This is a genomic window from Paractinoplanes hotanensis (assembly GCF_023717965.1).
Taxonomy (GTDB): domain Bacteria; phylum Actinomycetota; class Actinomycetes; order Mycobacteriales; family Micromonosporaceae; genus Actinoplanes; species Actinoplanes polyasparticus.
In genome coordinates this window covers 198,937-224,583 of the sequence record NZ_JAMQOL010000015.1, presented here as the reverse complement: position 1 = coordinate 224,583, position 25,647 = coordinate 198,937, and the positions used below count along the sequence as shown (strand labels likewise).

Annotated in this window: 20 protein-coding genes; 5 read left to right on the top strand and 15 right to left on the bottom strand. The window is 70.5% G+C overall.

All coding sequences use genetic code 11. The annotated features are described in order from the left end of the window. The first annotated feature begins 93 nt into the window (after positions 1 to 93). Positions 94 to 762: a 4a-hydroxytetrahydrobiopterin dehydratase family protein gene (locus LXN57_RS12560; protein ID WP_251798233.1), complete on the top strand. Its 669-nt coding sequence runs from the start codon at positions 94 to 96 to the stop codon at positions 760 to 762. Between the two features lie 245 nt (positions 763 to 1,007). On the opposite strand, the gene LXN57_RS12555 is transcribed toward LXN57_RS12560, so the two are convergent. Then, on the bottom strand, positions 1,008 to 4,250 hold the full coding sequence (locus tag LXN57_RS12555; RefSeq protein ID WP_251798232.1) for a GH92 family glycosyl hydrolase: 3,243 nt from the start codon (positions 4,248 to 4,250) through the stop codon (positions 1,008 to 1,010). 165 nt (positions 4,251 to 4,415) lie between these two features. Between LXN57_RS12555 and LXN57_RS12550 the strand changes: the two genes are divergently transcribed. Continuing rightward, a complete protein-coding gene (locus LXN57_RS12550) occupies positions 4,416 to 7,166 on the top strand; it encodes a putative bifunctional diguanylate cyclase/phosphodiesterase (RefSeq protein WP_251798231.1) in 2,751 nt (916 codons plus the stop codon). A 523-nt stretch (positions 7,167 to 7,689) separates the two neighbouring features. After that, complete coding sequence (locus LXN57_RS12545; protein WP_251798230.1) at positions 7,690 to 8,913, top strand: MFS transporter; 1,224 nt, start codon at positions 7,690 to 7,692, stop codon at positions 8,911 to 8,913. A gap of 88 nt (positions 8,914 to 9,001) precedes the next feature. Here LXN57_RS12545 and cobF read toward each other — a convergent pair whose 3' ends face one another. Further along, the gene (cobF, locus tag LXN57_RS12540) at positions 9,002 to 9,754 is read right to left on the bottom strand and encodes a precorrin-6A synthase (deacetylating) (RefSeq protein WP_251798229.1); all 753 of its coding nucleotides are present in this window, start codon (positions 9,752 to 9,754) and stop codon (positions 9,002 to 9,004) included. Positions 9,755 to 9,798: 44 nt separating this feature from the next. Next, on the bottom strand, positions 9,799 to 11,019 hold the full coding sequence (dinB, locus tag LXN57_RS12535) for a DNA polymerase IV (RefSeq protein WP_251798228.1): 1,221 nt from the start codon (positions 11,017 to 11,019) through the stop codon (positions 9,799 to 9,801). Here dinB and LXN57_RS12530 point away from each other — a divergent pair. After that, on the top strand, positions 11,009 to 11,452 hold the full coding sequence (locus LXN57_RS12530; RefSeq protein WP_438872866.1) for a cupin domain-containing protein: 444 nt from the start codon (positions 11,009 to 11,011) through the stop codon (positions 11,450 to 11,452). The two genes, dinB and LXN57_RS12530, sit on opposite strands and share 11 nt — an antisense overlap. A gap of 138 nt (positions 11,453 to 11,590) precedes the next feature. Next, the gene (locus tag LXN57_RS12525) at positions 11,591 to 11,977 is read left to right on the top strand and encodes an Hsp20/alpha crystallin family protein (RefSeq protein ID WP_251798226.1); all 387 of its coding nucleotides are present in this window, start codon (positions 11,591 to 11,593) and stop codon (positions 11,975 to 11,977) included. Positions 11,978 to 12,019: 42 nt separating this feature from the next. Here LXN57_RS12525 and LXN57_RS12520 read toward each other — a convergent pair whose 3' ends face one another. The 12 genes from LXN57_RS12520 to LXN57_RS12465 form a co-directional block, all read right to left on the bottom strand. Continuing rightward, positions 12,020 to 12,646 carry a carbohydrate-binding protein gene (locus tag LXN57_RS12520; protein WP_251798225.1) on the bottom strand — a complete coding sequence of 209 codons (627 nt, stop codon included), beginning with the start codon at positions 12,644 to 12,646 and terminating at the stop codon, positions 12,020 to 12,022. A gap of 2 nt (positions 12,647 to 12,648) precedes the next feature. Beyond that, entirely contained in the window at positions 12,649 to 13,707 is a 1,059-nt protein-coding gene (locus tag LXN57_RS12515) for an ABC transporter ATP-binding protein (protein ID WP_251798224.1), read from the bottom strand. Positions 13,708 to 13,721: 14 nt separating this feature from the next. Then, positions 13,722 to 14,810, bottom strand: a complete 1,089-nt coding sequence (locus LXN57_RS12510; protein ID WP_251798223.1) for an ABC transporter ATP-binding protein — start codon at positions 14,808 to 14,810, stop codon at positions 13,722 to 13,724. Positions 14,811 to 14,859: 49 nt separating this feature from the next. Beyond that, on the bottom strand, positions 14,860 to 15,837 hold the full coding sequence (locus LXN57_RS12505) for an ABC transporter permease (RefSeq protein ID WP_251798222.1): 978 nt from the start codon (positions 15,835 to 15,837) through the stop codon (positions 14,860 to 14,862). A gap of 161 nt (positions 15,838 to 15,998) precedes the next feature. Beyond that, complete coding sequence (locus tag LXN57_RS12500; protein WP_251798221.1) at positions 15,999 to 17,741, bottom strand: ABC transporter substrate-binding protein; 1,743 nt, start codon at positions 17,739 to 17,741, stop codon at positions 15,999 to 16,001. A gap of 31 nt (positions 17,742 to 17,772) precedes the next feature. Further along, positions 17,773 to 18,798 (bottom strand): ABC transporter permease, encoded by a 1,026-nt coding sequence (locus LXN57_RS12495; RefSeq protein WP_251798220.1) that lies wholly within the window; start codon positions 18,796 to 18,798, stop codon positions 17,773 to 17,775. Between the two features lie 610 nt (positions 18,799 to 19,408). Next, positions 19,409 to 20,314, bottom strand: coding sequence for a TIGR03619 family F420-dependent LLM class oxidoreductase (locus LXN57_RS12490; RefSeq protein ID WP_251798219.1), 906 nt, complete (start codon positions 20,312 to 20,314; stop codon positions 19,409 to 19,411). Positions 20,315 to 20,323: 9 nt separating this feature from the next. Then, complete coding sequence (locus LXN57_RS12485) at positions 20,324 to 21,745, bottom strand: Hsp70 family protein (RefSeq protein ID WP_251798218.1); 1,422 nt, start codon at positions 21,743 to 21,745, stop codon at positions 20,324 to 20,326. Positions 21,746 to 21,851: 106 nt separating this feature from the next. Beyond that, the gene (locus tag LXN57_RS12480; protein ID WP_251798217.1) at positions 21,852 to 22,556 is read right to left on the bottom strand and encodes a tetratricopeptide repeat protein; all 705 of its coding nucleotides are present in this window, start codon (positions 22,554 to 22,556) and stop codon (positions 21,852 to 21,854) included. 21 nt (positions 22,557 to 22,577) lie between these two features. Next, positions 22,578 to 23,228 carry an SDR family oxidoreductase gene (locus LXN57_RS12475; RefSeq protein WP_251798216.1) on the bottom strand — a complete coding sequence of 217 codons (651 nt, stop codon included), beginning with the start codon at positions 23,226 to 23,228 and terminating at the stop codon, positions 22,578 to 22,580. 9 nt (positions 23,229 to 23,237) lie between these two features. Continuing rightward, entirely contained in the window at positions 23,238 to 24,284 is a 1,047-nt protein-coding gene (locus LXN57_RS12470) for a LacI family DNA-binding transcriptional regulator (RefSeq protein ID WP_251798215.1), read from the bottom strand. 74 nt (positions 24,285 to 24,358) lie between these two features. Beyond that, positions 24,359 to 25,615 carry a DUF1996 domain-containing protein gene (locus LXN57_RS12465; RefSeq protein ID WP_251798214.1) on the bottom strand — a complete coding sequence of 419 codons (1,257 nt, stop codon included), beginning with the start codon at positions 25,613 to 25,615 and terminating at the stop codon, positions 24,359 to 24,361. Positions 25,616 to 25,647 lie beyond the last annotated feature (32 nt).

Below are 25,647 nucleotides of genomic sequence, written 5' to 3'. Positions count from 1 at the left end.
GGCAGGCAGCGGCAGCGGCAGCGGCAGCGGCAGCGGCAGCGGCAGCGGCAGCGGCAGCGGAAAATTGTCGTAGGGGCCTGCGAGGATCTCGGCATGGAAAAGAGGCTGAGCCGCCAGGCGGCGTCGGATGCGGTTGACGGCCACGGGTGGCGGCTGGTGCTAGGGGCTTTGCACAGCTCGGTCGGGGTGAGTTCGCTGGCCGAGTCGGTCGAGGTGGCCTCCCGGGCGGTGGCGGCCTGTGGCGGACACGCCGATGGGCATCTGCGGGCCGATGTCCGGGCTGACCGGGTCGTGCTCACGGTGCAGACGCTCGCGATCGGAGCGGTGACCGGGCGAGACGCCGAGCTTGCCCGGGCGATCACGGCGGCCGGGCTGAAGACCGAGCCGGGCGCCGGCCAGAGGTCCGTTCAGCAGCTCGAGATCGCCGTCGACGCGCTCGACATCGCGTCGGTCCGCCCCTTCTGGCAGGCAGTGCTGGGCTACGCCGACGAGCCGGGCGCCGACGCCGACGGCCCGCTGGTCGACCCTCTCGGCCAGGGCCCGGCCCTCTGGTTCCAGCAGATGGACGAACCTCGCCCCCAGCGGAACCGCCTGCACTTCGACATCTCGGTGCCGCACGACGAGGCCCCTCACCGCATCGAGGCCGCTCTCGCCGCGGGCGGCCGGGTGCTGTCCGACGTCCGGGCCCCGTCGTTCTGGGTGCTGGCCGACCCCGAAGGCAACGAGGCCTGCGTGACGACTTGGCAGGGCCGCGACGTGTAACCCCCATGCCGACCTCGCGCAGCGCCCAAGACTGCACCCCATCAGCGGGTCAGACCGCGCCCGCGGACCAAGGCCGCCGCCCCTCGAAATTGCGCGGGGCCGCACGGCGCCCACGCGACGCCGCCGGGGCTATCAGAATCACGCTCAGGGCTCGATGAGAACAACTTGGTCGGTTCGATGCTGCGATCTGGCGTCCGGAGCCGGATCCGCCCGATGGGCCGACCGAGTAACAGTTCGTCGGGCCCTTAGGTCAGAGTCACGGCATAGACGTAGACCCGGGGATCGGCGGGCAGAGTGATCGAGCGAATCTGCTTACCGGCGCTCAACGGAATCCGGGCCCCGAAGAGGGCCACCGGCGGGCCGTCGACCCCTTGACCGGCCTTGATGCGGTGGGGCATCGAGAGGACGGCCGTGGTGCCCGGGGCCGCCGTGCCGCCGCACCAGTCGGCGACGGTCAGTGGCGTCGACGCGTACGTGCCGTCCGTGTAGCCGACGGTGACCGAGGTTCCCACGGGACCGTTGTGGCTCGTGAGCACGAGGTTCGCCGCGGTTCGGGTGGCAGGCGCCAGCAACAGGGTCTGCCCGGTCGCGGGCACAAAATTGGGTGCCGTGCCAGTGGGGTCGGGGGCGTCGTAGGTCACGCCGGACCACGTCACGGGACCAGCCGGGGGCAGCAGGGCGGCGTCGTAGCTCCAGCCGCTGCCGTCGAAGTTGCCCTGGGCGGGGGCGGCCACCGTTGCCGTGCCGTCGCGGGAGCGGGCGGACGCCAGGGTGACCGCGCACTGGCCGGCTGCTGACGATGCGGCGCAGCCGACGGGCGTTGTCACTACCAGGCCGGCCGACTTCTGCAGGGTAGCCCCGGCCCCGGTCACCGTGACCGCGAGGGGGTAGGTGCCCACGGCGGCGCCCGTGGGGGCGGTCACCGTGACCGTCGCTGTGCCGGAAACTGGCATGTTCTGTGACGTCAGCGTGCCGGGCTGGCGAACCGTCGCCGTCCAACCGGCGGGGGCAGCGGCCGATACCCGCGGTGTCAGCGACGTCGGCGCCTGGCCTACCAGGTCGACAGTGAAGTTGGCGGAGCCGCCGGGAGGCAGGGCCGCGGTCGGCGGGCGGAGGGTGGCGTCGAGCCGGGTGCGGTTGTCGGGGGCGGCCTGGTTGACCGACGGCGGCTCGGCGTCGGCGGACGTTCCCCAGGAGGACGGGGCTGAGCCCAGCGTGTGGGCGATCGTGCCGCCCGCGCCGATCGCTGACCACGGCACCCAGTTCCTGGTCAGTTCGGCCCCGTTGACCTGGGCCCGTTGGATGTAGCGGTTCTGGTCGGAAGCGCCGGGGGCGGTGATCGTCAGCGGGCCGCCCTTCAGGGCCAGCGTGGCCGAGGCGAACTGGGGGCTCGAGACGGCCAGGAAGTTCGCCCCGCTCATCGTGGGATAGAGGCCCAGCGACGAGAAGACGTACCAGGCGCTCATCGTGCCCAGGTCGTCGTTGCCGGTCATGCCGTCGGGACCGCTGGTGAACAGCGTCATCGCGGCCCGGACGACCGTGGCCGTCTTGGCGGGGGCGCCGGCCCAGTGGTACATGTACGGCGCGAGCAGGTCGGGCTCGTTGTTCGGGTTGTAGGTGGCCTTGGCGTAGTAGTCGTAGGGGCTGGCGATCCACTCGGTGCGCGCGGTTCCGGCCGGGTCGTTCAGCAGTTTCGCGTACGCGAAGAAGTCGTCCAGGCGGCGCTCGGCTCCCCCGCGGCCGCCCATCAGTCGCACCAGCCCGGCCGGGTCCTGCGGCACCAGCCATTGGTACTGGTAGGCGCCGCCCTCGTGGAACTGCTGGGACGCCGCCACCGGGTCGTACGGGGTGAGCCACGTGCCTTCGACCGTGCGCGGCCGGAACTGCTTGGCCGAGGAGTCCCAGAGGTTGCGGTACCACTGGCCGCGGCCGGCGAAGAGTTGCGCGTCGGCGGTCCGGCCGAGTCCGGCCGCCATCAGGGCGAGCGAGGCGTCGGCGGCCGCGTATTCGAGCGTGGCCGACGCCGGGTGCACGCAGTCGTTGTCGCCGCCCTTGTGCACGCAGTCCGAACCGAGCCGCAGCCCGGACGGGATGTAGCCGCGGTCGCTGTAGTACCGGATCCCCGTACGCCCGTTGTAGGGCGACCCAGCCGGCGGCTCGCTCAGCGCATTGGCTCGCAGCAGCGTGTAGGCCTCAGCCTCATGCCCCGCCAGCAGTCCCTTGGACCAGGCCTCGACGAGGAACGGCGTCACCGGGTCGCCGGTCATGATGTTGGTTTCGCTGTTGACGAGCGCCCAGCGGGGCAGCCAGCCGCCGTCGCGGCCGATCGCCAGCACGCTGAGCGCCACGTCGCGAGCGACGTCCGGAGTGAGCAGTTCGAGCAACTGGTTCTGCGGGCGGTAGGTGTCCCAGAGCGAGAAATTCTGGTACGGCGTGTAGCCCACCGCCTTGTGCACGGCGCGGTCGAAGCCGACGTACGAGCCGTCGACGTCCCCGGCCAGGTTGGGGTGCAGCAGCGAATGGTAGAGCGCCGTGTAGAACGCCGCGCGCCTCTCCTGCGTACCGCCGCCGATCTTGACCTTGTCGAGCGCCGTCACCCACGTGGCGCGCAACGCCGCCCGGGTCGCGTCGAAGTCGTAGCCGCTGGTCTCGGCGGCGAGGTTGGCCCGTGCGCCCGGCAGTCCCGTGTACGACAGTCCCACCTTCACCACGACGTCCCGGTCGGCCGAGGCGTCGAACGTGACGTACGCGCCGTTCGAGCCCGGTCCGGCCGCGTCCCGGCTGCCGTCGGAGCGGGTCGAGCCCCGCCAGGTGCCGAACGCGGCGAACGGCCGGTCGAACGAGGCCGTGAACCAGACGGTGTGGGCGTCCTTGCCGGCGCAGAAGTTGCCCGCCTCGACCCGTCCCTCGATCGTCCGGTCCCCCACCACGTGGATCTCGGAGTCGAACACGGACTGGTTGGCCTTGCCCGTGTTGAACAGGATGTTGGCCGCCCGGGTGGCCGGGAACGTGTGGCGCTGCCAGCCGGTGCGCTCGGTCGCGGTGAGTTCGGCCCGCACGCCGTACGTCGGGAGCCCCACCCGGTAATAGCCGGGCGACGCCTGCTCGTCGTCGTGGCTGTACGCCGACCGGTAGATGTTCGGGTCGACGCTGGTGATCGCGCCGGTGGTCGGCATGATCGGGAGCTCGCCGGCGACACCGCAGCCCACGCCGGACAGGTGCGTCTGGCTGAAGCCGTAGATCGTCGACTGCTTGTAGTCGTACCCGCCCTGGCCGCCGGTGTCGGGGCTGACCTGCACCATGCCGAAGGGCGCGCCGGCCCCGGGGAAGGTGTTGCCGAAGTTCTGGGTGCCGACGAAGTTGCGGACGAGATCCACCGGCGCCTCGGCGGCGGCCGCTGAAGCAGCGGCGGCGGGCGCGGCGGTGGAAGCGGTGGCGGGCGCGGCGGCCAGACCGGCGACGAGAACGGCGCTGAGCAGCAAGTGCATGGATGAACCTCCCGTGACAACGTTGTCACCAGGAAGTTACGTACGTCAATGCCTTAGCTCCGGATTTGCCTTCGAGAACTGCTCAAGGTCGCCCCTGCGTTCCCGATCTAGGCGCTACGACCGCCCACCTCGGGGTGGCTTCTCGGTGGACCGGAGACACGTCTGATGGCAGCCAGCACCTCAGCACGGACCGGGAACCGGCCACCGGCCGGGTGGTACGCGCTCTGCGCCGTGGTCGGGTTCTTCGTCGTGGCGTTCGCGCTCGTCCTGAGCACGGGAGCCGGCGGCGCCGGCTTCGGTCTGCTCGTCTCCAACTTCGGTCTGTGCTTCGCCGCGATCGCCGCGGCCGTGGGGTGCCTGTGGCGGGCCCGGCTGTTCACCGGGCGCATGCGCTGGGGCTGGGCCCTCGTCGGCCTGGGCGTGCTGAGCTGGAGCCTCGGCCAGGCCGCGGCCTGCTGGACCCAGACCGTCCTGGGCCGCGAGGTGCAACTGCCGTCCCAGGCCGATCTCGGCTACCTCGGCATGGTCCTGCTCACCCCGATCGGCCTGCTGGTGCTCCCGAGCCGCACCCAGGCCCTGGCCGGCCGGGTGCGCAGTGTCCTCGACGGCCTCATGGTCGCCGCCTCGCTCGTGCTGATGGCCTGGATCTTCGTGGTGCAGCCGCTGCTCGACGCCGGCCAGAGCGGCCCGCTCGCCCTCTACGTCAGCCTCGCCTATCCGCTGGGCGACGTGGTGATCGTGACGATGGTGCTCTACATGCTGGCCCAGCAGCGCCGCGGCGGCCGCGCCTTCAACGAGCTCGCGCTGGTCGGCGCCGGCATCGCGGCGTTCGTGGTCTCCGACATCGGGTACGCCTACCTCAACCTGCTCGGCAGCTACAGCCCCGGCGGCGTCACCGACGTCGGCTGGTTCACCGGGTTCTCGCTGATCCTGGTGGCCGCGCTGATGCCGGTCCGCCGCAACGACGAGTCCACCGAGGCGGACAGCGGGCAGCCGGTCGGCATCCTGCTGCCGTACGTGGCGGTGCTCGCGGCCCTGTTCACCTCGGTCGTCTGGTACGCGACGACGGGGCACAGCAACGGTTTCGTGGCCTACACCCGGTCGATCCTGATCCTGCTGATCGTCGGCCGCCAGCTGCTCACGCTGCGCGAGAACCGCAACCTCACCCGTACGCTCGAAGCCCGCGTCGCCGCCCGCACGGCCGAGCTCTTCGCCAGCGAGCAGCGCTTCAAGGCGCTGGTGCAGCACAGCTCCGACGTGGTCACCGTGGTCAGCCCCGAGGCCGACCTGCTCTACCAGAGCGAGTCGGTGCAGCGGGTCTTCGGCTACCCGGCCCGTTTCCTGCACGGCCGCCGCCTCACCAAGCTGCTCGACCCCGAGTCCGGCCTCCGGCTGGCCCAGGCGCTGCGGCAGGTCGCGGGCCGGCCGTACGCGACGACCGTGCTGGAGCTGACCGTCCAGCACCGCGACGGCCGGCGCCGGCAGGCCGAGATGACCATCACCAACCTGCTCAGCGACCCCAGCGTGGCCGGCCTGGTGCTCAACACCCGCGACATCAGCGAGCGCAAGGAGCTGCAGGACCAGCTGGTCCACGAGGCGTACCACGACGCGCTGACCCAGCTCGCGAACCGCGCGCTGTTCCGCGAGCGGGTCGGCGACGCGCTGCGCAACCGCCCGGACGCCGGTGAGGTCACCGTGCTCTTCCTCGACCTCGACGGCTTCAAGGAGGTCAACGACAGCCTCGGCCACCTGGCCGGCGACCAGCTGCTCGTGCAGGTGGCGGACCGGCTGCGGGCCTCGGTGCGCGAGGGCGACATCGTGGCGCGCTTCGGCGGCGACGAATTCGCCGTGCTCATCGAGTCGGACCGCGGCGGCGATGACGCCGAGCAGGTCGCGCAGCGCATCATCGACGTCCTCGAGGAGCCGTTCGCCAGCGACAGCCGCGACATCCACGTGCAGGCCAGCATCGGCCTGGCCGCGGCCGGCATGCTCGCCGACGGCGAGGCCGACGGCGCCGAGCAGCTCATGCGCAACGCCGACCTGGCCATGTACAAGGCCAAGTCGGCCGGCGGCAGCGGCTACGCCAGCTACGACCCCGAGATGCTGTCGGGCCTGGTGGCCCGGCTCGAGCTGGAGGCCGACCTGCGGGTGGCCCTCGAACGCGACCAGCTGAAGCTGCACTACCAGCCGACCGTCGACCTGGGCAGCAGCGAGGTCATCGGCTTCGAGGCGCTGGCCCGGTGGATGCACCCGACGCGCGGCCTGATCCCGCCGGCCGAGTTCATCCCGATCGCCGAGGCCACCGGGCTCATCGTCCCGCTCGGCCGCTGGGTGCTGCGCGAGGCGTGCCGCCAGGCCGTCGAGTGGAGCAACGCGGGCGACGGACGCCCGGTCAAGATGGCCGTCAACGTCTCGGTCCGCCAGTTCGACCGCGAGGACCTGGTCGACGTGGTCGCCGAGATCCTCGCCGAGACCGGCATGCCGGCCGACCAGCTGTGCCTCGAGATGACCGAGAGCGTGCTGATGACCGACACCGACGACAACCTCGAGCAGCTCGTCCGGCTCAAGGCGCTCGGCGTCACGCTGGCCATCGACGACTTCGGCACCGGCTACTCGTCGCTGGCCTACCTGCGGCGTTTCCCGGTCGACACGCTCAAGATCGACCGCTCGTTCGTCGAGCGGCTGGGCGCCCTGACCGACGACACCGCGCTGGCCGACACCATCGTGCAGCTCGGCAAGAGCCTCGGCATGGCCACCGTGGCCGAAGGCATCGAGGAGTTCGGGCAGCTCGCCGCGCTCCGCGACATGGGCTGCCACTTCGCCCAGGGCTACTACTTCTCCCGTCCCGTCCCGGCCGCCGAAGCCGGCCGGCTGTTCCTCGAAGGCGCCGACCCCCGGCTGGAGATCCCCGCGTGACCTCGTGGCCCACCCCGCTCGCCCCCGCGACGCTCGGCGGGATCGTCGACATGCCCACCCCGTACCTGGTCACCGACCTGGACACGGTGGCCGCCCGGCACGCTTCGTTCCGCGCCGCGCTGCCCGGCGGCTCGAACTGCGGCCGTCCCCATGCTCTCCATCTTCCTAAGCCAGGAAGCAACAGACACGACTTAGGAAGATGATGCCATCTTCGAGGAAGAAGCGGGTACCACGTGTTTGAGCAGCTCAAGGTGCAGACAGCGGGTTCACCTGACGCCGCCGATCTCCTGACTTCACCGTGGCAGCTCCCGCTTAGGAAGAAGCTTGCGTGTATCGGGAGTGCTGGAAGGCGCGGCAAACCGGTTGACGGGGCGGCTTTCAGGCTCAAGCATGGCGGCATGACAACTGCGTGTGGCATCGCCTCGTTTGTCCGGTGCCCGTCGGCGTCTGCGGGCTGATGACCCTCTAGCAGCAGCGAACCACCCCGGCACCGGGACGACCTTCGATCCCGGAGTAAGCGCGCATGTCCTCGTATCGTCTTTATCTGCTTGTCTGTGGTGTCGGCTCGTTCGCGTCGACCACCGCCTTCACTCTCAATCTCGTCTATCAGGCGACCGTCGTCGGGCTGTCGCCGCTTCAGCTCGTCCTCGTCGGCACGCTCATGGAAGCCGTGTGCTTCGTCGCGCAGGTGCCGACGGGGGTGATCGCCGACCGGTACAGCCGCCGGCTCAGTGTCATCGTCGGCTACCTGCTGATGGGGGCCGGGCTGATCGTCTGGGGCCTGTTCCCGGTGTATGCCGCGATTCTCGCCGGCACCGTGATCTGGTCGATCGGCGTGGTCTGCGTCGACGGTGCCGAGGAGGCCTGGGCCGCCGACGAGATCGGCCCGGACCGGGTGACCAAGGCGTTCGTACGCGGTGGTCAGGCCCAGCAGGCGGGCTCGCTGTTCGGCATCGTCGCCGCCGTCGGGCTCACGGCGATCGCGCCGGCCCTGCCCATCGTGGCCGGCGGGGTCATCACGCTGGGTCTCGGCGTACTGCTGGTGGTTGTCATGACCGAGGACAACTGGCGTCCGGCGCCGGTCGGCTCGTGGCGGTCGATGCACCGTCAGGTGGTCGACGGGGTGCGAACCGTGCGGCACAGCACGGTCCTCGCCGCCATCCTCGGCGCCGCTCTTTTCGCGGGCATGAGCAGCGAGGGCTTCGACCGGCTGAGCCAGCCGTTCCTGCTGCCGTTCCTCGGCGGCCACCCGGTCGAGCTGGTCTTCGGCGGTCTCGCGATGATCGCCGCGCTGGGGTCGATCGTGGTCACCGGCCTGGCGGGCCGATGGATCGACGCCGTACGCCCCCAGCGTGTCGGCCGCGTGCTGGCCGTCGTTCAGGCGCTGACGGCTCTCGGCATGATCGGCCTCGGCGGGGCCGGTCACTGGTGGGTGGCGGTCGGGCTCTATCTGGGCGTACGCCTGATTCGTGACTCGGCCCAGCCGGTGCTCAACGTCTGGCTGGTCTCGGCGACCGCTCCCGGATCCCGGGCGACCATCTTCTCGATCGTGTCGCAGGCCGACGCGCTCGGTCAGGTCGCGGGTGGCCCGCCGGCCGGCTTCGTGGCTCAGCGCCGCACGATCGGCGCCGGCATCTCGGTGGCGGGACTCTTCGTGCTGCCCGCCGTGGCCCTGTTCGCCCTGGCCGCGAAGCGCTCCCCGGCGCCGCGGGCGGAAGTCGTCGCAGAACCGGCGACGACGCCGTAGCCGACGCGGCAGCCGGAGCAGCGCGCCGCAGCCGCAGCGGCGACGGGAAGCAGCACGCCGCAGTGGCGGCCGGAGGAGCGCGCTGCTGCTACTGCGACGGGCGGCGCAACAGGTACGTGTCCATGATCCAGCCGTGCTGGTCGCGTGCGGCGGAGCGGGTCTCGACGATGTCGTCGGCGACCTCGGACACGCGGCCGGAGCGGAGGATCTCGTCGGGCGTGCCCACGTAGGCGCCCCAGAAGATGTCCACGTCGGGGTATGCCGTGAAGGCCTGCTGGGCGTCGAGCATGACGACCACGTCGTCGACGCCCTCGGGCCAGCCCTCGGCCAGCCGGCGGCCGGTCGTCACCTGGTACGGCCGGCCGACTCGGTTCAGCGGCACCCGGTGTTTCGCGGCGAGCGCCGACACGCTGCTGATGCCGGGGATCACCTCGTACTCGAACTCGATGGTCCCCCGGGCGAGCACCTCGTCAAGGATGGCCATCGACGAGTCGTACAGGGAAGGGTCGCCCCACACCAGGAAGGAGCCGGTCTCGCCCTCGCGCAGGTGCTCGACCAGCAGCTCCTCGACGACCAGGGCCCGGCGGCGCCGCCAGTCCCCGACCGTGCCCTCGTAGTCCGCGGGGGTGCGGTCCCGGTCGGGGTCGCGGCCGGTGACCATGCGGCGGGTCGGCTTGGAGTAGCCGCGGATGATCCGCTCCCGCAGGTCGATCATGCTCTGTTTGAGCTCACCCTTGTCGAGCAGGAAGAACACATCGGTACGCCCGATGGCCTTGGCCGCTTGCAGGGTGAGATGGTCCGGGTCGCCCGCGCCGATCCCGATCAGACTGATCTTCCGCACCCGCACCAGTGTGCCCGACACCCCCGGCGACCCCGTCGACGGCCTCAGTCGGGGAGGATCGGGACGGACGGGCCCAGTTCACGGCCGATGGTGGCGGCCCGGCTCAGCGAGGACGAACCGAAACGGTCGCGGACCGCGTCCATCGCCACGTCGAGACGGTCGTCGCCCACCTCGTCGAACAGCGACGGCTGCACGTGGCCGTCGCCGTCCAGGTTGCTCATGGCCACGCCGACCAGGGTCAGCCCGCGCTCCTGGATCAGCGGCAGCGCCTCGTGCAGCAGGTCGCGCGCGGTCGAGGCGATCGCCCGGGTCTGCATGGTCGCCTTGAGCAGCGAGCGCGAGCGGGTCGCCCGGCCGAAGTCGTCGAAGCGCAGGCGCACCGTGACCGTGCGGCCGGCCCGGTGGGCGCTGCGCATGCGGCGGGCCACGCGGTCGACCAGCGCGTCCAGCGTGGCCTCGACCTCGGTGAACGGGCGGGGCCGGCGGCCCAGGGCGCACTGCGCGCCGATCGAGCCGCGCCGGTGCCCCACACGCACCCGCCGGGGGTCTCGGTTCTGCGAGAGCGCGTGCAGGTGGCGGCCCGCGCCGGGGCCCAGCATCGAGACCAGGGCGGCCTCGCCGATGCGGGCCACGTCGGCCACCGTGGTGATGCGGTGTTCGCGCAGTTTGGCCGACGTGACCGGGCCGACACCCCAGAGCCGCTCGACCGGCAGCGGATGCAGGAACGCCAACTCCTGGCCGGCCGGCACCTCGAGCAGGCCGTCCGGCTTGCCGACGGCGCTGGCCACCTTGGCCAGGAACTTCGTGCCCGCTATGCCGACCGTGATGGGCAGGCCGACCCGGGTGCGCACCTCGGCGCGCAGGCGGGCCGCTATCTCGCGCGGGGTGCCGCTGACTCGCAGCAGGCCGCTGACGTCGAGGAACGCCTCGTCGATGGAGATGCCCTCGACCAGCGGGGTGGTGTCGCGGAAGATCTCGAAGACCGCCTTGCTGGCCGTCGTGTAGGCCCTCATGCGGGGCGGCACCACGACGGCCCACGGGCACAGCGCCTTGGCCTGGCTGACGCCCATGGGAGTGCGGACGCCCCGGGCCTTGGCCTCGTAGCTGGCGGCCAGCACCACCCCGCCGCCGACCAGCACCGGACGTCCGCGCAGGGTGGGGTCGTCACGCTGCTCGACCGACGCGTAGAAGGCGTCGAGGTCGGCATGCAGGATGGCCACGGCGACACTATAGAACACCTGTTCGAAAACCAGAATGATCGGCATGACGAGACCACCCCTGGCCGAGCGGTTCGACCTGCAACCCCACCCCGAGGGCGGCTGGTACCGCGAGACGTTCCGCTCCGAACACACCTTCCAACCGGACGGGTACGCCGGTCCGCGCGCCGCCGCGACCGGCATCTACTTCCTGCTGCACCCGGGCGAGCGGTCGGCCTGGCACGTCGTACGGTCGGACGAGCTGTGGTTCTGGCACGCCGGGGGCCCGCTGACGCTGCGCTTCGGCGGTGACGGTGAGCACCCGGCCGAGGAGAAGACCGTCACGCTCGGTGTGGGCGACGGCCACCAGCCGCAGGTGCTGATCCCGGCCGGCGTGTGGCAGGCCGCGGAGCCCGCGAGCACGGACTACGTGCTGGTCAGCTGTGTCGTGGCCCCCGGCTTCGACTTCGGCGACTTCAGGCTCGACGACAACAGATCGTAACGAAGTATTCGTCCGGATCGTGACGCCGGTCATGTACCTCGGGGAATTCGGGGACCACAATCTCCGTTGGTCAGAAGCGGCCCCGGGCCTACCCCGTCCGGGCCGAAGCAGAGAAGAACTCCGCCTGGAGGAACCACCATGTCGCCTCACGGCGCGACGGTTCGGGAGCTCGACCAGCTCACCTGCCGCGTGTTCGACAGCACCCGCAGCTCCGGGGCGCGGCTCGCCGCGTACCGGATCGACGGGACCTTCTACGTCGACATCGACCTGCCGGGAATCGACAAGGCCGGTATCGACATCTCGGTGGACGACGGCGTCCTGACCGTCCGCGCGGAGCGTCGTGCGGGTGCGGCCGGAAGCGCCGCCTCGATCGCGGGCCCGGCGACCCGCGAGGTCGATCTCAGCGAGTCCGAGTCGCTGGACACCGACCGCCTCGAGGCCCTGTGCGACAACGGAGTGGTCACCTTGCACATTCCGGTCGTCCACGAGCCTCGAACGAGCGAGTTGGCGGCCGTAGCCGCCTGAGAGAGAAAAGCCGCCCATCCAGCCCCTGGATGTGCGGCTTTCTCAATGCACCAACTGCAGCCAGTTGAGATTGAGGAACTCGCTGCCGTCGTTACGCACGAAGACCAGAAAGACCGTGTGCTTGCCGGTCGTGGGCGCGATGTCCACCTGGTCGGTGCGCCACTTCTGCCACCCACCCGTGCGCGTGACGTTCAGCGTCCCGATGGCCGGCCGGTCGGCGCCGTCGAGCCGGATCTCCATCCGGCCGCCCTCGGCGTCCGACGCCACCCGCACGTCGAGCTTCGTGGCCGCCACCGGGCCGAAGTCGACCCCGTCGATGCGCAACTGGTCGCCGTCGGCGATCCAGCCGACGTTCTGCCCGCCGCCCTCGTCCTCGGTCGGCTGGGCCTCGATGCCGGTCAGCTGGTCGGCCGCCTCGGCCTCCAGCCTCGGATAGACCGTGGGCGTCGGCGCCTCGCTGGTCGGCGGCGCGGACGGGGCTGACGACGACGGGGGCAGCGACGACGGCACTGCGACGGGGGACGCCACGGCCGGGGCCGGCGTGTCCTGCCAACGGCCGAGGCCGTAGCCGGCGAGCACCAGGCCGAGCCCGGCCAGCGCGATCAGGGAGCGCTGCCGGACCCGGTGGGCCTTGGTGCGATAGACGGAAGGGCTGGGCGGCGGAACCAAGGTCAGGCCGTCTCCGCGAGGATCGACTCGGCCGGCGGCTCGGCGAAGTGGCAGGCCACGCGCTGGGCCGGGGCCCGCTCGATCAGCGCCGGGTCGTCGGTCGCGCAGACGTCCTGGGCCTTCCAGCAGCGGGTGCGGAAGCGGCAGCCGGACGGTGGGTCGACCGGGCTGGGCACGTCGCCGACCAGGCGGATCCGGTTCTTCGCCGGGACGCCGCGGACCACGCCGATGTCCGGCACGGCCGACAGCAGCGCCTGTGTGTACGGGTGCTGCGGCTTCTCGTACAGGGCGTCGCGCGGGCCCTCTTCGACCACGCGGCCGAGGTACATGACGGCGACCCGGTCGCAGAAGTGCCGGACGACGCCGAGGTCGTGCGCGATGAACACGAACGCGATGCCGAACTCCTTGCGCAGGTTCTCGAGCAGGTTCATGACCTGGGCCTGGATCGACACGTCGAGCGCGGACACCGGCTCGTCGGCCACGATGATCTTCGGGCGGGCCGCGAGCGCCCGGGCGATGCCGATGCGCTGCCGCTGGCCGCCGGAGAACTCGTGCGGGTAGCGGTTGTAGTGCTCGGGGTTGAGGCCGACGACCTCAAGCAGCTCCTGCACGCGGGACAGTTCGCCGCTCTTGGGCACAATGCCGTGCGTGCGCAACGCCGTGCCCACGATCGTGCCGACCGTGTGCCGCGGGTTCAGCGACGAGTACGGGTCCTGGAAGATCAGCTGGATCTCGCGGCGGTACGGGCGCAGCTTGCGCTCGGACATGTGCGCGATGTCGACACCCTGGTAGCGGATCTCGCCGGCGGTGGGCTCGAGCAGCCGGGTGATCAGGCGCGCGGTCGTGGACTTGCCACAGCCGGACTCGCCGACGAGGCCGATCGTCTCGCCCGGCTGCACGGCCAGGTCGACCCCGTCGACGGCCTGCACCCACTGGGTCTTGCGCGCCAGGAAGCCTTCGCCCTTGGCCTTGAAGTGCATCTTGACGTTCTGGAGCTCGAGCAGCGGGGCCCCGGGCACCGACGGAACGCCGGACTTGGCGGTGGTGGCAGCAGCGGTCATCGTTTTGGTCCCTCTTACGGCAGCCGGGGCAGAACTTCGGTTTCGAAGATCCTGTCGGGATCCTTCAAGTGGCACCGCGAGGTGCGGCCCAGATCGGCCGTCCGCGGGATCAGGTCGGGCCGCAGGGTGGCGCAGAGGTCGTCCGGCACGCGATCCTTGAACTCGCAGCGCGGGTGGAACGGGCAGCCGGACGGCACGGCCAGCAGGCTGGGCGGCGAGCCGGGGATCGGGTGCAGCGGCTGCGGTTCGCCGGTCAGCGCCGGGATGCTTTCGAGCAGACCCCACGCGTACGGGTGCAGGGGCTCGCCCAGAATCTTGTTGACCGGGCCGTGCTCGACCGCGGTGCCCGCGTACATGACCAGGATGTCGTCGGCGATCTCGGCCACCACACCCAGGTCGTGGGTGATGAAGACCACCGCGGAGCCGAAGTCGCGCTGCAGGTCGGCGATCAGGTCGAGGATCTGGGCCTGCACGGTCACGTCGAGCGCCGTGGTGGGCTCGTCGGCGATCAGCAGCTTGGGGTCGTTGACCAGCGCCATCGCGATCATCGCGCGCTGCCGCATGCCGCCCGAGAACTCGTGCGGGTACTGGTCGACGCGGCGACTCGGGTTGGGGATGCCGACCCGGCCCAGCATGTCGATCGCGCGGGCCTTGGCGGCGCGCTTGCTCACGTTGTTGTGCGCCCGGTACGACTCCATGATCTGGTTGCCGACCGTGAAGTACGGGTGCAGCGACGACTGCGGGTCCTGGAAGATCATCGCGGCGTCACCGCCGCGGAAGCCCTCCAGGTCCTTGTCGCTCATGTTGACGATCTCGCGGCCGCCGACCTTGATCGAGCCGGTGATCCGGGCGACCCGGCGGTCGTGCAGACCCAGGACGGCCATGCTGGACACGCTCTTGCCCGAGCCCGACTCGCCGACGATGGCCAGCGTGCGGCGCAGCGGGACCGAGTAGCTCAGGCCTTGGACCGCCCGCACCAGGCCGTCGGCCGTCGGGAACTGCACCTGCAGGTCGGTGACCTCGAGGTAGGCCTCGTCGCCGGTCGCCGCCTCGCGGGGGGCGCGGCTCACCGTCTGCGGGACTCCGGTGGTCTGGTCGCTCATGCTGCCGCCTTCGTGCTGCGGGACGTGGATAGCGGGGTACGGACCGGGATCATCCGAGCCGGACCCGCGGGTCGAGGATCGTATAGACGATGTCCACAACCAGGTTCATAGCAACAAGCACCACCGACCCGATGAGCACGCCGCCCATGAGCACGGGTAGGTCGTACTGTCCGAAAGCCCGCAGAGTGAGCAGGCCGAGGCCGGGCAGGTTGAAGATGCTCTCGGTGAAGATCGCGCCGGTGAGCTGGAACGCGAGGTCGATGCCGAAGATGGTGACGACCGGGGTGAGACCCGCCCGCAGGCCGTGGCGGTAGACGACCCGCCGGCGGCTGATGCCTTTGGAGGTGGCGGTACGGACGAAGTCCTGCCCGAGCGCCTCGATCATGGAGGCGCGCGAGTATCGGGTGTAGGACGCCGCGTTCGTCACGCCGATCGTCAACCAGGCCGCGAGCAGACCACTGGCCCAGGCCAAGGGATTGTCGAGGAACGGGTGATAACCCGAGTCGGGCAGGAAGGTGGCATAGAGGGCGACCAGCAGGGCGAAGACGAAGTACGGGATGGCCTGGACGACCAGCGTCGTGCCGACCACGAAGCGGTCGAGCGACGTTCCCCGCACCTGGGCCGCGATCGTGCCGCTCAGGATGCCGACGATGAGGTAGACGACGGCGCCGCCGATGACGATGGAAATGGTCACGGGCAGGGCCGCGCCGATCAGCTTGGTGACCGGCTGACCGAGCGTGTACGAGTAGCCGAGGCACGGCGCGTCGCAGTGCCGGACGACGCCGCCGGTCGAGTATTCACGCCCGACGACGATGCCCTTCATGTAGAGGGCGATCTGCTCGATCTTGGGCTGGTCGAGGCCGAGGCTGGCCTCGATGTCGGCGACCCGCTCGGGCGTGCAGCGGGGGCCGCAGATGACACCGGCCGGGTCGGTCGGAGCGAAGAAGAACAGCGCGAAGCTGGCCACCAGCGTCACGATCACGACGGAGATCGCGCTCAGGACGCGTTTCAGGATGTACAGCAGCACCGCTTGCTCCTCTTTCATCACGGCGCCGGGGATGGTTTCCCGGAGTTCGATCGGACGCGCGTGGAGTGACCACGGGCGCCGGAGGTCTTTATCTTGCGCCCGGGGTGGCCCGGCCTGCGCTGCGGCAGGCCGGACCACCCCGGGTTACAGCAGGTGGAGCGTCAGCTCTTCAGGTACATGTTCACGAAGAGCGGCATACCCATGGTCGGGTCACCGGCCGTGGTGCCGACGTTGGTGCCCTTCACGACCGCGAGCTTGTCGTAGTAGGTCGGGAGCGCGACGTACAGCTCCATGACCTTCTTGTCGAGCGCGGCCCACTTGGCGGTCGACTCCTCCGCCGGCAGGTTGGCGATGCTGTCGATCTCGGCGTCGAGCGCCTTGTCGCTCAGCATGCCCCAGCTCTGGCCGTCGCTGATGCTGTGCGTCTGGAACAGCACCGGGAACCAGGAGCCACCGGTCGGCCAGTCGGAGCACCAGCCGGCCGGGCTCTGGCCCATGTTGACCGGGGCGTCGTAGTCGCCCTTCTTGCTCCGCAGGTCGGCGGTGGAGACACCGATCGGCTTGACCTTGAAGCCCGCCTTGGTCAGCGCGTCGGCCCGGATCTGGCTGACCTGCTGGGTGAGCGGCTTGGTGTTGTCGAAGTAGTAGCTCAGCTCGAAGCCGGCCTTGCCGGCCGCCTCCAGCATCGCCTTCGCGGCCGCCGGGTCACCGGCGCCGGAACCGGCCAGGTCCGCGACCGGGGTGTACTTCTCGTAACCCTGGACCGAGGGGGGCATGACCGTGCTGGCCGCTTCGGCGACGTAGTCGTTGAGGCCGGCCGCCTTGTAGAGCTGGTCGTACGGGTACGCCTTGGCGACAGCCTTGCGGACCTCCAGCGGGATCTTCCGGGTGTCCAGCTGCCAGACGATGGTGCAGGAGCTCTGGCCCTGGACCAGCTGCTCACGCTTCTCGCCGGTGAGCTGCGGGATCAGCGACGCGTCGAGCTCGTCGTAGTTGATCGAGTTGGCGTCCTGGCCGTTGCTGTTGAGCACGGCCTGCTGCGACTTGATGGCGTCGCCGCCCCACTGGAAGTTGAAGCCGTCCAGGTACTGGTGACGCACCGGGTCGGTGTTCGGGTCCCAGTTGGTGTTCTTCTCGAGCACCAGCGAGGTGCCGGCCTGGTAGGTCTTGAACTTGTAGGGGCCGGTCGCCAGGGGCTTGTTCTTGTAGTCCTGCCGGGTGTCCTTCTCCTTGGGGATCGGAGTGAACATCGGGAAGGTCATGTAGAACGGCAGGTCGGAGAACTGCTTGGCCAGGTGGATGATCAGGGTGTCGGTGCCCTGGGTCTCCACGCCGGCGTAGTTGTCGCCGTCCTTGTACGGGCCCTTGTACTTGTCGCCGTCCTTGAAGTACTGCAGCTGGTACGTCGGGCCGTTGACGAAGACGTCGTGGGCGAACGACCGCTTGATCGCGTACGCGAGGTCCTCGATCTTGACCGGGGTGCCGTCCTCGTACTTGATGTTCGGCTGCATCTTGAAGGTCCACGTCAGGTTGTCAGCCGACGGGGTGCCCAGGTCGGTGAGGTCCGGGACGAGAACAGCCTTGCCGTCGCGGATGTCGAACTGGGTCGGCGTACGGAACAGCGTCTTGCCGATCTCGTTCGAGTCGACGTAGTAGATGTCCGTCGGGTCGAAGGTGTTCGGCGTCGTCTGGGCCACGACGTTGAGGACGCCGCCCGGGCGGGCGCCCTCGATCTCCTTGGCCGGCCCCTTGGCGTTGGGGTCGGTCGCGTTGACCTGAGTCGTGATCTTGTTGCTGTCGCCGCTGCCTTCCGTGTCGTTGTTCGACGACGGGCTGCTGCAGCCGGTCACACCGAGCGCCAAGGCGGCGGTGGCCGCAATGGCAACGTTAAATCGCCTTGCCATTTCTCCTCTTCTCATACTGGGCGTCACCACGTCACCGTCGGGTGCGGGGATCGAATGCGTCACGAATCGAGTCGCCGAGCAGGCTCAGCGCGAGCACGAGGATCGTGATGGCGGCGACCGGGATCCACAGGTAGAGCGGATCGGCCCGGTACCAGTTCTGGGCGGCGGCGATGGTCAGGCCCCAGGACGGCGTGGGCTCGGTGAGCCCGACGCCGAGGTAGGTCAGGCCCGCCTCGGTGACGATGTACGCCGGAAGCGCCATCGAGACCGAGATGACGATGGGCGCCACCAGATTGGGCAGGAGCTCCTTGAAGAGCACCTTGCGGGTCGGCACGCCGAGCACCTTGGCCGCGGCGATGAACTCCCGCTCGCGCAGGCCGAGCACCTCGCCGCGGATCAGTCGTGCGAGGCTGGCCCAGCCGAAGAAGGACAGCACGATGATGAGCGCGTAGAAGCGCACCTGGGCGACCTGGTCGTTGCCCGCGTTCTCGGTGTTGCCGACGAACACGGCCAGCAGCGCGGCCGGGACGGCGATGGCGAACAGCAGGTAGGGCAGGCTCAGGACGAAGTCGATGAGCCAGGACAGGATCCGGTCGATCCAGCCGCCCAGGAACCCGGCGACGAGGCCGACGATCACGCCGATGATCGTGGTGATCACGGTGACCGAGCCGGCGACGATCAGGGACGGGCGGGCGCCGTAGACCCAGCGTGCGAACAGGTCGCGGCCCAGTCGCGGCTCGACGCCGAACCAGTGCTCGCTGTTCGGCGGCACGGTCGGGAAGCCGTACTGGTCGATCAGGTCCTGGTTGAGCGTCGTCGGGTCTTGACCCTCGAGCTTGGCCAGCAGCGGCGCGAAGATCGCGATCAGCACGAAGAAGAGGAAGATGCTGCCGCAGATCACCGCGACCTTGTCCTTGCGCAGGCGCGCGAGGGCGATCTGGGTCGGCGACTTCCGCCGGGTGTCCACCTTCTTCACGGACTCGCCGGTCGGCGCCCCAATCGGGTCGGTCGGCGCGCCCTTGCGGGAGAGCTCGGCCTCTTCGATCAGCGGTTCCAAGCGTCGGTCACCTCCATCGGACGACACACCTCACATGCGTCGTGCGTGAGAGGTATTCGGATGCTGCGCTGGGAAAGGTAGCCCGGATCTCGGTCATAGGAAATGAGTTGACGCATCGAATGAATAACAGCCCGCTGAAAGCGTGGGATGACGGACGTCACAACCGACCTCGGTGCGGGAGGGCGCGAAGCGCCACTCCCGCGGACAAAACACCCGTAACGGTGATCAACTTAGCCTCCAATGTCCGTTATGGAAAGTCAGAGGGCAATCGTACTGTTGCGCAAAGTTGTCGAAGTCATCCTCGCCGCCGGGCCGTCCGCTGTTTCGAGTCCGTTTCCTGAGGGTGTCGATCTTGGCAGCGAGCGGCCGTGGTTTCCTACGGCGAGGGTCGCCCGATGGCGCAAGATCTTCGGTGGCTGCGCCATCACGGGGTCGTATCGACGGCCATCCCGCCCTTCGGAACGCGGTTCCGTGGTGGTCTGTGCTGTCTCGGCGTGTCGCCCGGGCTACGCGGCGTAGACCCGGGAAAGGTCGCCATACGGAGACGACGGCCATTCCGATAACGAATCGGGGTGCCATTCGCGGCCCTTTCCGGACTTCGAAGTCGGTCTTAGCCGGACGGGGCGAGCACGGTGAGGATCTCCTCGGCGCGCTCGCGGGCCACCCGGCGGTCGGCCCCGGGGCTCCCGATCAACGGGTCCCAGTTGAGATCGTAGAAAAGCTCGGTCACGCCCGCTTCGGCGTACAGCTGGGCGCCGGCACGGATCTGTGCCCAGTCGCCGGAGAGCGGCACCGCGTCGTCCCGCCGGCCGGGCCGCACGACGGCGCGGACCACGATGCGCACGGCATCCGGGTCCCGGCCGGCCTCCTCGGCCGCCCGCCGCACGATCTGGGCGCCCCGCGCGATCTCGTCGAAGGTGAGCCGGCTGCTGCTCACCCAGCCCGCGCTCAGCCGCCCGGCCCGGCGCAGCGCGATGTCTGCCGTGCCGCCGAGCAGCACCGGCGGGCCGCCCGGCTGCACCGGCGGCGGCGCCATCGTGCTCGGCGGCACGCGGTAGAGCTGCCCCTCGAACGAGGCCACCGGGTCGTTCCAGAGCGTGCGCAGCACCTCGAGGTATTCGCCGAGCCGGCGGCCGCGCGGGTGCGGGTCGGAGCCGGTGGCGGCGAACTCGGGCGCCGACCAGCCGGTGCCGAGCCCGAGGTCGAGGCGGCCACCCGACAGCACGTCGAGGGTGGCGGCCTGCTTGGCCAGGTAGGCCGGCGAGACGTACGGAATGTTGATCACCGCGACGCCGAGCCGGACCCGGCTGGTGCGCGCGGCGGCGAAGGTCAGCGCGAGCAGCGGGTCGAGCACACTGCGGTAGACCGGCGGCAGCTGCTGATCGGCGCCGGCCAGCAGCCGCTGGAACGACCAGAGCCCGTGATAGCCGAGTTGCTCGGCCCGCTGTGCGAAGACGCCCAGCGACTCCGGGTCGGCCCACGCCCCGGCCACGGGCGCGCCACAACTGATCAGCATCGGGCCAGATTATCCGCAGTGCCGCTCGTACTCGGCGGTCAGCGCCCGCCCCAGCTGGGCCAGGCGGGCGTCCGGGGCGGCCGCCTGCACGGCGGTGATGAAAGCCCCGTATGCCGTGGCCAGCCCGTCGAGATCGACGTCCTGCAGCAGAATCATGTACGTCGCCTCGGCCACCCGGCGGAAGTCGGCCGGGGTCTCGGCGGGCGGCCCGGCTGGTCCGGGCGGGTCCGGCGTCTCGACCGGTTCCTCGGCGTCGGGGCCGACCTCGGGCACCGCCATCTCGGACCGCAACCGCAGGCCGGCGCTGAACAGCCCGACCGGCGAGCCCTCGAACAGCGAGGCCGGCTCGTAGTCGCGTGCCACCAGCCCGGCGCCGCGGGCCACCATCTCGTCCGGGTCGAGGTCGGTGCGGATGCGGGCCGAGCCCCAGCCGAGAAAGGCCGCCAGCCGCTCGCGGATGGCCGGGATCCGGGTCGAGCCGCCGGCCAGCACCACCTGGTCGATGTCGCCCCAGCCCACGCCGTGCACGGTGCGGGCGGCCGCGATGGCCTCGCTGAGCAGGTCGAGCGAGCGCTGCACGTCCGGCTCGATCATCGCCTCGAAGGCCCGCCGGGTGAGCGGCACGCCGGCGCTGACCGTAGCGGTCAGCGCCGGCAGTTCGAGCGTCGTGGTGTCGGCGTCCGAGAGCTCACGCTTGCGTATCTCGGCCTCCCACCGCACCCGCTGCCGGATGGCCGGGTCCTGGCGGAGGTCGACGTGATGCCGTTCGCGGATCTGGCGCAGCACGTGGCCGACGATCAGCTCGTCGAAGTCGTCCCCGCCGAGCAGCTGGTCGCCGGCCGTGCCGAGGACGTCGACCGTGTCCGCGCCGACCCGCACGACCGAGGCGTCGAACGTGCCGCCCCCGAGGTCGTAGATCGCGTACGTGCCGGGCCGGGCGTCCATGCCGAGCGCCATCGCCGCGGCCACCGGGTCCTCGACCAGCCGGCGCACGTTGAGCTGAGCCAGCCCGGCCGCCTCGCGCAAGGCCCGCCGCTGCGCCTCGCCGGCCACGGCCGAGACGGTGATCACCGCGTCGTGGATGGGCTCGCCGACGAATGCCTCGGCCTGGCGCTTGAGCTCGATCAGCAGGTAGGCGCAGATGTCGCGGGGCAGGTAGGCCCGGCCGCGGAACCGGACCCGGTCGCCGCTGCCGAGCCGGCGCTTGATGCCGGCGATCACGTTCTCGGGGTCGCCGGCGGGGGGCGCCCCGGCCACCACCTGGCCGTTTCTGTCCTGGCCGACCGAGGCGGGCATGGTGGTCGCGCCGCTGGGGCCACGGATGACGAACGGCTTGGCGCCGTCCCAGACCGAGACCGCACACGAACTGGTGCCGAGGTCGATCCCGACCACACGGTGGAAAGAGGGATAGGCATCGGGATGCTCGGTCAAGGCCGCCCCCTGTGACCAGCAGTGCTCGGTGAACGCCAAATTAACGGCTTAACAGCACTGATCACGATCGATCCGTCGGCAATCCGACTGAGGCTGGACAGCCGGGTCAAGCGGCCGCGCGCTCGGCGTCGGCCAGCGCGTGCTCGGCCCAGCCGATGCGCTGGCCCGTCAGTCCGGCCTTGCGGGCCTGGTGGACGGCCTCGCGCAACAGGCGCAACGCCTCGGGTACGTTGCCGGCGGCAAGTTCGGCCTCGCCCAGGGCCAGCGTGCCGGTGGCGATCCGGCGCGGGTCGCCGTAGCGTTCCCGCAGCACCTGGGACATGCGCAGGTGGCGCAGCCCGCGCTCGGCGTCGCCGGCGACGAAGACGTGGAAGAAGCCGATGTGCCGGTGCACCTCGGAGCGCACCATCTCGTCGGCGTAGCTCTCGGCCAGAACCAGCGCCTCGGTGTAGTACGGCATCGCGGTCGCCCAGTCGCCGCGCAGCACCTGGTGCACCAGGCCGAGGCCGAACAGCGACTCGGCAGCGCCGGCCGGATCGCCGGCCTCGCGCTGGATGCGCAGCGCCGCGGTGAACAACTGCTCCTCGGTCGACCAGTCGGCGCGGGTCAGGTCGCCACCGATCGCGGCGAAGTGGGCCAGCATGCCCAGCCGGGTCAGCGCGGCCGCCTCCTCCACCGGCTGACCGTCGTCGCAGGCCCGCCGGCGGGCGCCCTCGAGCATCTGCCACGCCGGCAGGAAGTCGCCGGTGCGGAAGGCCGCCTCGAGCATCGCCTCGCTGCCCGCCGCCAGCAGTGCCCCTGCGGTCTCCATGGACGCTACGTTAGCTTCTCATCACACTCCGGCGCGGCGCAGAGCCTCATCGATGGGGGTCGACCCACCGAAGAGCTCGAACGTCACCCCGACGGTGGCCGGCGTGGTCAGGCAGGCGGCCACCACCGCGGCCACGTCGTCGCGCGACACGGGGCCCTTTCCGCCCAGTTGCCGGCTGACCGTGACCAGTCCCGTGCCGGGCTCGTCGACGAGGTGGCCGGGCCGCACGATCGTCCAGTCGAGGCTTCCGAGCGAGGTGACGTACGCGTCGGCCTCGGCCTTCGCGGCCAGATAGGCACCCATCGTTTCGCCCCCGGCCGCCGGGTCCTGGGCCCCGATCGACGAGATCATGACGTAGCGGCGCACACCCTGCTCGACGGCGGCGTCGGCCAGCTTCACGGCCCCGCCGAGGTCGACCGTCCGCTTACGCGCGGGCCCACTGCCCGGCCCGGCGCCGGCCGCGAAGACGACGGCGTCGGCCCCCTTGACGTACGGGGACAGGGTCTGGTCGTTCTCGAGGTCGCCGAGCACCGGGACCGCACCCACCGCCTGCAGGTCGGCGGCCTGATCGGGCTTGCGGATCAGGCCGCGGGCGGTGTGCCCGGCCTCGGCGAGGATGGCGAGCAGACGGAGGGCGACCTGACCGTGGCCGCCGGCGACGAGGATGTCCATGCCCCCAACCTATGCCGACTCGCGCACCACCAGCGTGGGATGGAACGTGACCGAGCGCGGCAACCGCCCCGGGGTGCCGATGTGGGCCATCAGCACCTCGGCCATCTCGGCTGCCATCTCCTCGACCGGCTGGCGCACGGTGGTCAGCAACGGGCGGCAGTCGAGGGCCGCGCTGCTGTCGTCGAAGCCGACCACCGCGATGTCCTCGGGCACCCGTCGGCCGAGATCCTGCATCGTCCGCAGGGCGCCCTCGGCCATCAGGTCGTTGGCCACGAAGAGCCCGTCGACCTCGGGGTGCTCGGCCAGCAACCGCCGGGCCGCCGCCTCGCCGCCGGCCCGGGTGAAGTCGCCCTCGACCGTCGGCACGTCGGCGAAGCCACGGTTCGCCAGGTAGGACCGGAAGCCCTCGAGGCGGTCGAGCCCGGACGGTATGTCGAGCGGGCCGCTGATGGTGGCGAGATGCAGGCAACCCCGGTCGAGCAGGCGTTCCGCGGCCAGCCGGGCGCCCAGCCGCTGGTCGACGTCGACGTAGCTGACCGCTATGGGCGAGGTCGGCCGGGCCGAGACGACCGCGGGGATGCCCAGCTCGTGCACCTGGCGGGGCAGCGTGTCCTGCTCGTGGCTGCTGATCAGCAGCACCCCGTCGACATGGCCCTGGCGCAGGTAGCGGATCACCTGGTGGTGGTCGGAGGAGTCGGTCGGGATGACGACCAGGTGGATGTCGTGGGGGCGCAGCGCCCCCGTGGCGCCCGCCGTGATCCGCCCGAAGTAGGGGTCGGTGAAGATGCGGTTGAGGAAGGAGTGGTTGTCGGGGCGGTCGGGCTCGCTGATCACCAGCGCCACCGAGTTCGACCGGCGGGTCACCAGGCTGCGGGCGGCCACGTTGGGCACGTAGCCGGTCTCGGCGATGGCCCGCTGCACCATCTCCCGGATCTTGGCGTCGACGCTGGGGGCGCCGTTGATCACCCGGGAGACGGTCGCGCGGGACACCCCGGCCGCCTCGGCGACCTGGTCCATCGTCGGATGTTGCCCACCGCGCACGGGCCGGGTTGTCATGCGGTCCGTTATAGCAGCGAGGTGCGGACGGGTGCCGCCGCCGTCGGGTCCTCCGCCGGCGACACCCGTGGTCATCAGGGACGTCCGTCGGCGCCGCACTTGACGATGACGCGGATGCAGTCGTTCACCCGCCGCGCCAGCTCCGCCACCGGCCAGGCGTTGAAGAAGTCGCCGTGCATCGTGTAGCCCGGGCCCGAGGCCAGCCGGAAGTTCGCCGGGTTGCCGTTGACCGGGTACCGCATGACCTGCCGCAGCTTCGGCACGACGACCGGGTGGCTGGGCGGGCAGGCGTTGTTGACCGGGTACGCCATGTGGCTCTTGTGGTCGGGCGAGTCGAGGTTCACGCCGTCCCAGCAGTGCGGGAAGTCGAGGTACGACTCCAGCATCGTGCCCGGCGGGCAGGTGACGAAGTCGTGCGACGAGCCGACCTCGCCGGAGTGCAGGCACGACCAGCGCGAGAGGGTGTTGTCGTTCGGCCCCGTCGCCTTGGCGTTGCCGGCCACGATCCGCAGGCCGAGCGGGAACGGCTGGGTCTGCGCGATCAGGTCGTCGCGGACGCCCTCACCCAGGTAGTAGAAGATGCCCGTCGTCGGCTCGACCGGGGTGTTGCCGTTGTAGAAGGTCGGGATCCAGTACGACGACTTGTCGATCGACGGGTTGCAGTTGCTGTTCGCGTTCAACAGGTCCTGCGTGGTCGAGAACGCGTTGGTCACCTCGCTGCCGAAGAAGCTGTGCATGTGCGAGGCGCCGGGCAGGCCGGGGAAGATGATCGGGTCGTCCGGCAGGCGGTGGCTGTACGGGCAGTCGGCCAGGAACTCCGCGACCCGCACGGCGCCCGGCGGGATGGTCGGCGTGGTCGTGCCGCCACCACTGCCGTACACCTGGAACTCGGTCAGCGAGACGCCCCACTGGGTGGCCCGTGCGGTGGTCTCGAGCCGGACGTAACGGCCGGTGCTCGTGGCGGTGATGGTCTGGCGCCCGCCCGTTCCGTTCGTGGTGCTGTGGATCGTGCTCCAGGACGAGCCGTTGGCCGAGACCTTGACGCTGAAGGCCCGGGCGTACGCCGACTCCCAGTTGAGCACCACCGACGAGACGGTCGCGCTCGCGCCCAGGTCGACCTGCAGCCACTGGGGATCGCTGAAGGCGCTCGACCAGCGGGTGCCGAGATTGCCGTCGACCGCGTTGGACGCGGGGAAGGCGGCCGACTCGGTCGAGCTGGCGGTGGCTGTCTTTCCTTGCGAGATGAGAGTGTCCGCGGCGCTCGCCTTGGTCGCGACGACCAACAGAGATGAGACGAGCAGAGCCGCGGCGAACATGACCTTCTTACGCATGATGCCGCCCTCGGGGGATGGACCGGGGCCCG

Bases quoted from the DNA above. Each gene is read 5' to 3' on its own strand.
- LXN57_RS12560 (WP_251798233.1), top strand. From the start codon at position 94: ATGGAAAAGAGGCTGAGCCGCCAGGCGGCGTCGGATGCGGTTGACGGC.
- LXN57_RS12555 (WP_251798232.1), bottom strand. From the start codon at position 4,250: ATGCACTTGCTGCTCAGCGCCGTTCTCGTCGCCGGTCTGGCCGCCGCG.
- LXN57_RS12550 (WP_251798231.1), top strand. From the start codon at position 4,416: ATGGCAGCCAGCACCTCAGCACGGACCGGGAACCGGCCACCGGCCGGG.
- LXN57_RS12545 (WP_251798230.1), top strand. From the start codon at position 7,690: ATGTCCTCGTATCGTCTTTATCTGCTTGTCTGTGGTGTCGGCTCGTTC.
- LXN57_RS12530 (WP_438872866.1), top strand. From the start codon at position 11,009: ATGATCGGCATGACGAGACCACCCCTGGCCGAGCGGTTCGACCTGCAA.
- dinB (WP_251798228.1), bottom strand. From the start codon at position 11,019: ATGCCGATCATTCTGGTTTTCGAACAGGTGTTCTATAGTGTCGCCGTG.
- LXN57_RS12525 (WP_251798226.1), top strand. From the start codon at position 11,591: ATGTCGCCTCACGGCGCGACGGTTCGGGAGCTCGACCAGCTCACCTGC.
- LXN57_RS12515 (WP_251798224.1), bottom strand. From the start codon at position 13,707: ATGACCGCTGCTGCCACCACCGCCAAGTCCGGCGTTCCGTCGGTGCCC.
- LXN57_RS12510 (WP_251798223.1), bottom strand. From the start codon at position 14,810: ATGAGCGACCAGACCACCGGAGTCCCGCAGACGGTGAGCCGCGCCCCC.
- LXN57_RS12500 (WP_251798221.1), bottom strand. From the start codon at position 17,741: ATGGCAAGGCGATTTAACGTTGCCATTGCGGCCACCGCCGCCTTGGCG.
- LXN57_RS12490 (WP_251798219.1), bottom strand. From the start codon at position 20,314: ATGCTGATCAGTTGTGGCGCGCCCGTGGCCGGGGCGTGGGCCGACCCG.
- LXN57_RS12480 (WP_251798217.1), bottom strand. From the start codon at position 22,556: ATGGAGACCGCAGGGGCACTGCTGGCGGCGGGCAGCGAGGCGATGCTC.
- LXN57_RS12475 (WP_251798216.1), bottom strand. From the start codon at position 23,228: ATGGACATCCTCGTCGCCGGCGGCCACGGTCAGGTCGCCCTCCGTCTG.
- LXN57_RS12470 (WP_251798215.1), bottom strand. From the start codon at position 24,284: ATGACAACCCGGCCCGTGCGCGGTGGGCAACATCCGACGATGGACCAG.
- LXN57_RS12465 (WP_251798214.1), bottom strand. From the start codon at position 25,615: ATGCGTAAGAAGGTCATGTTCGCCGCGGCTCTGCTCGTCTCATCTCTG.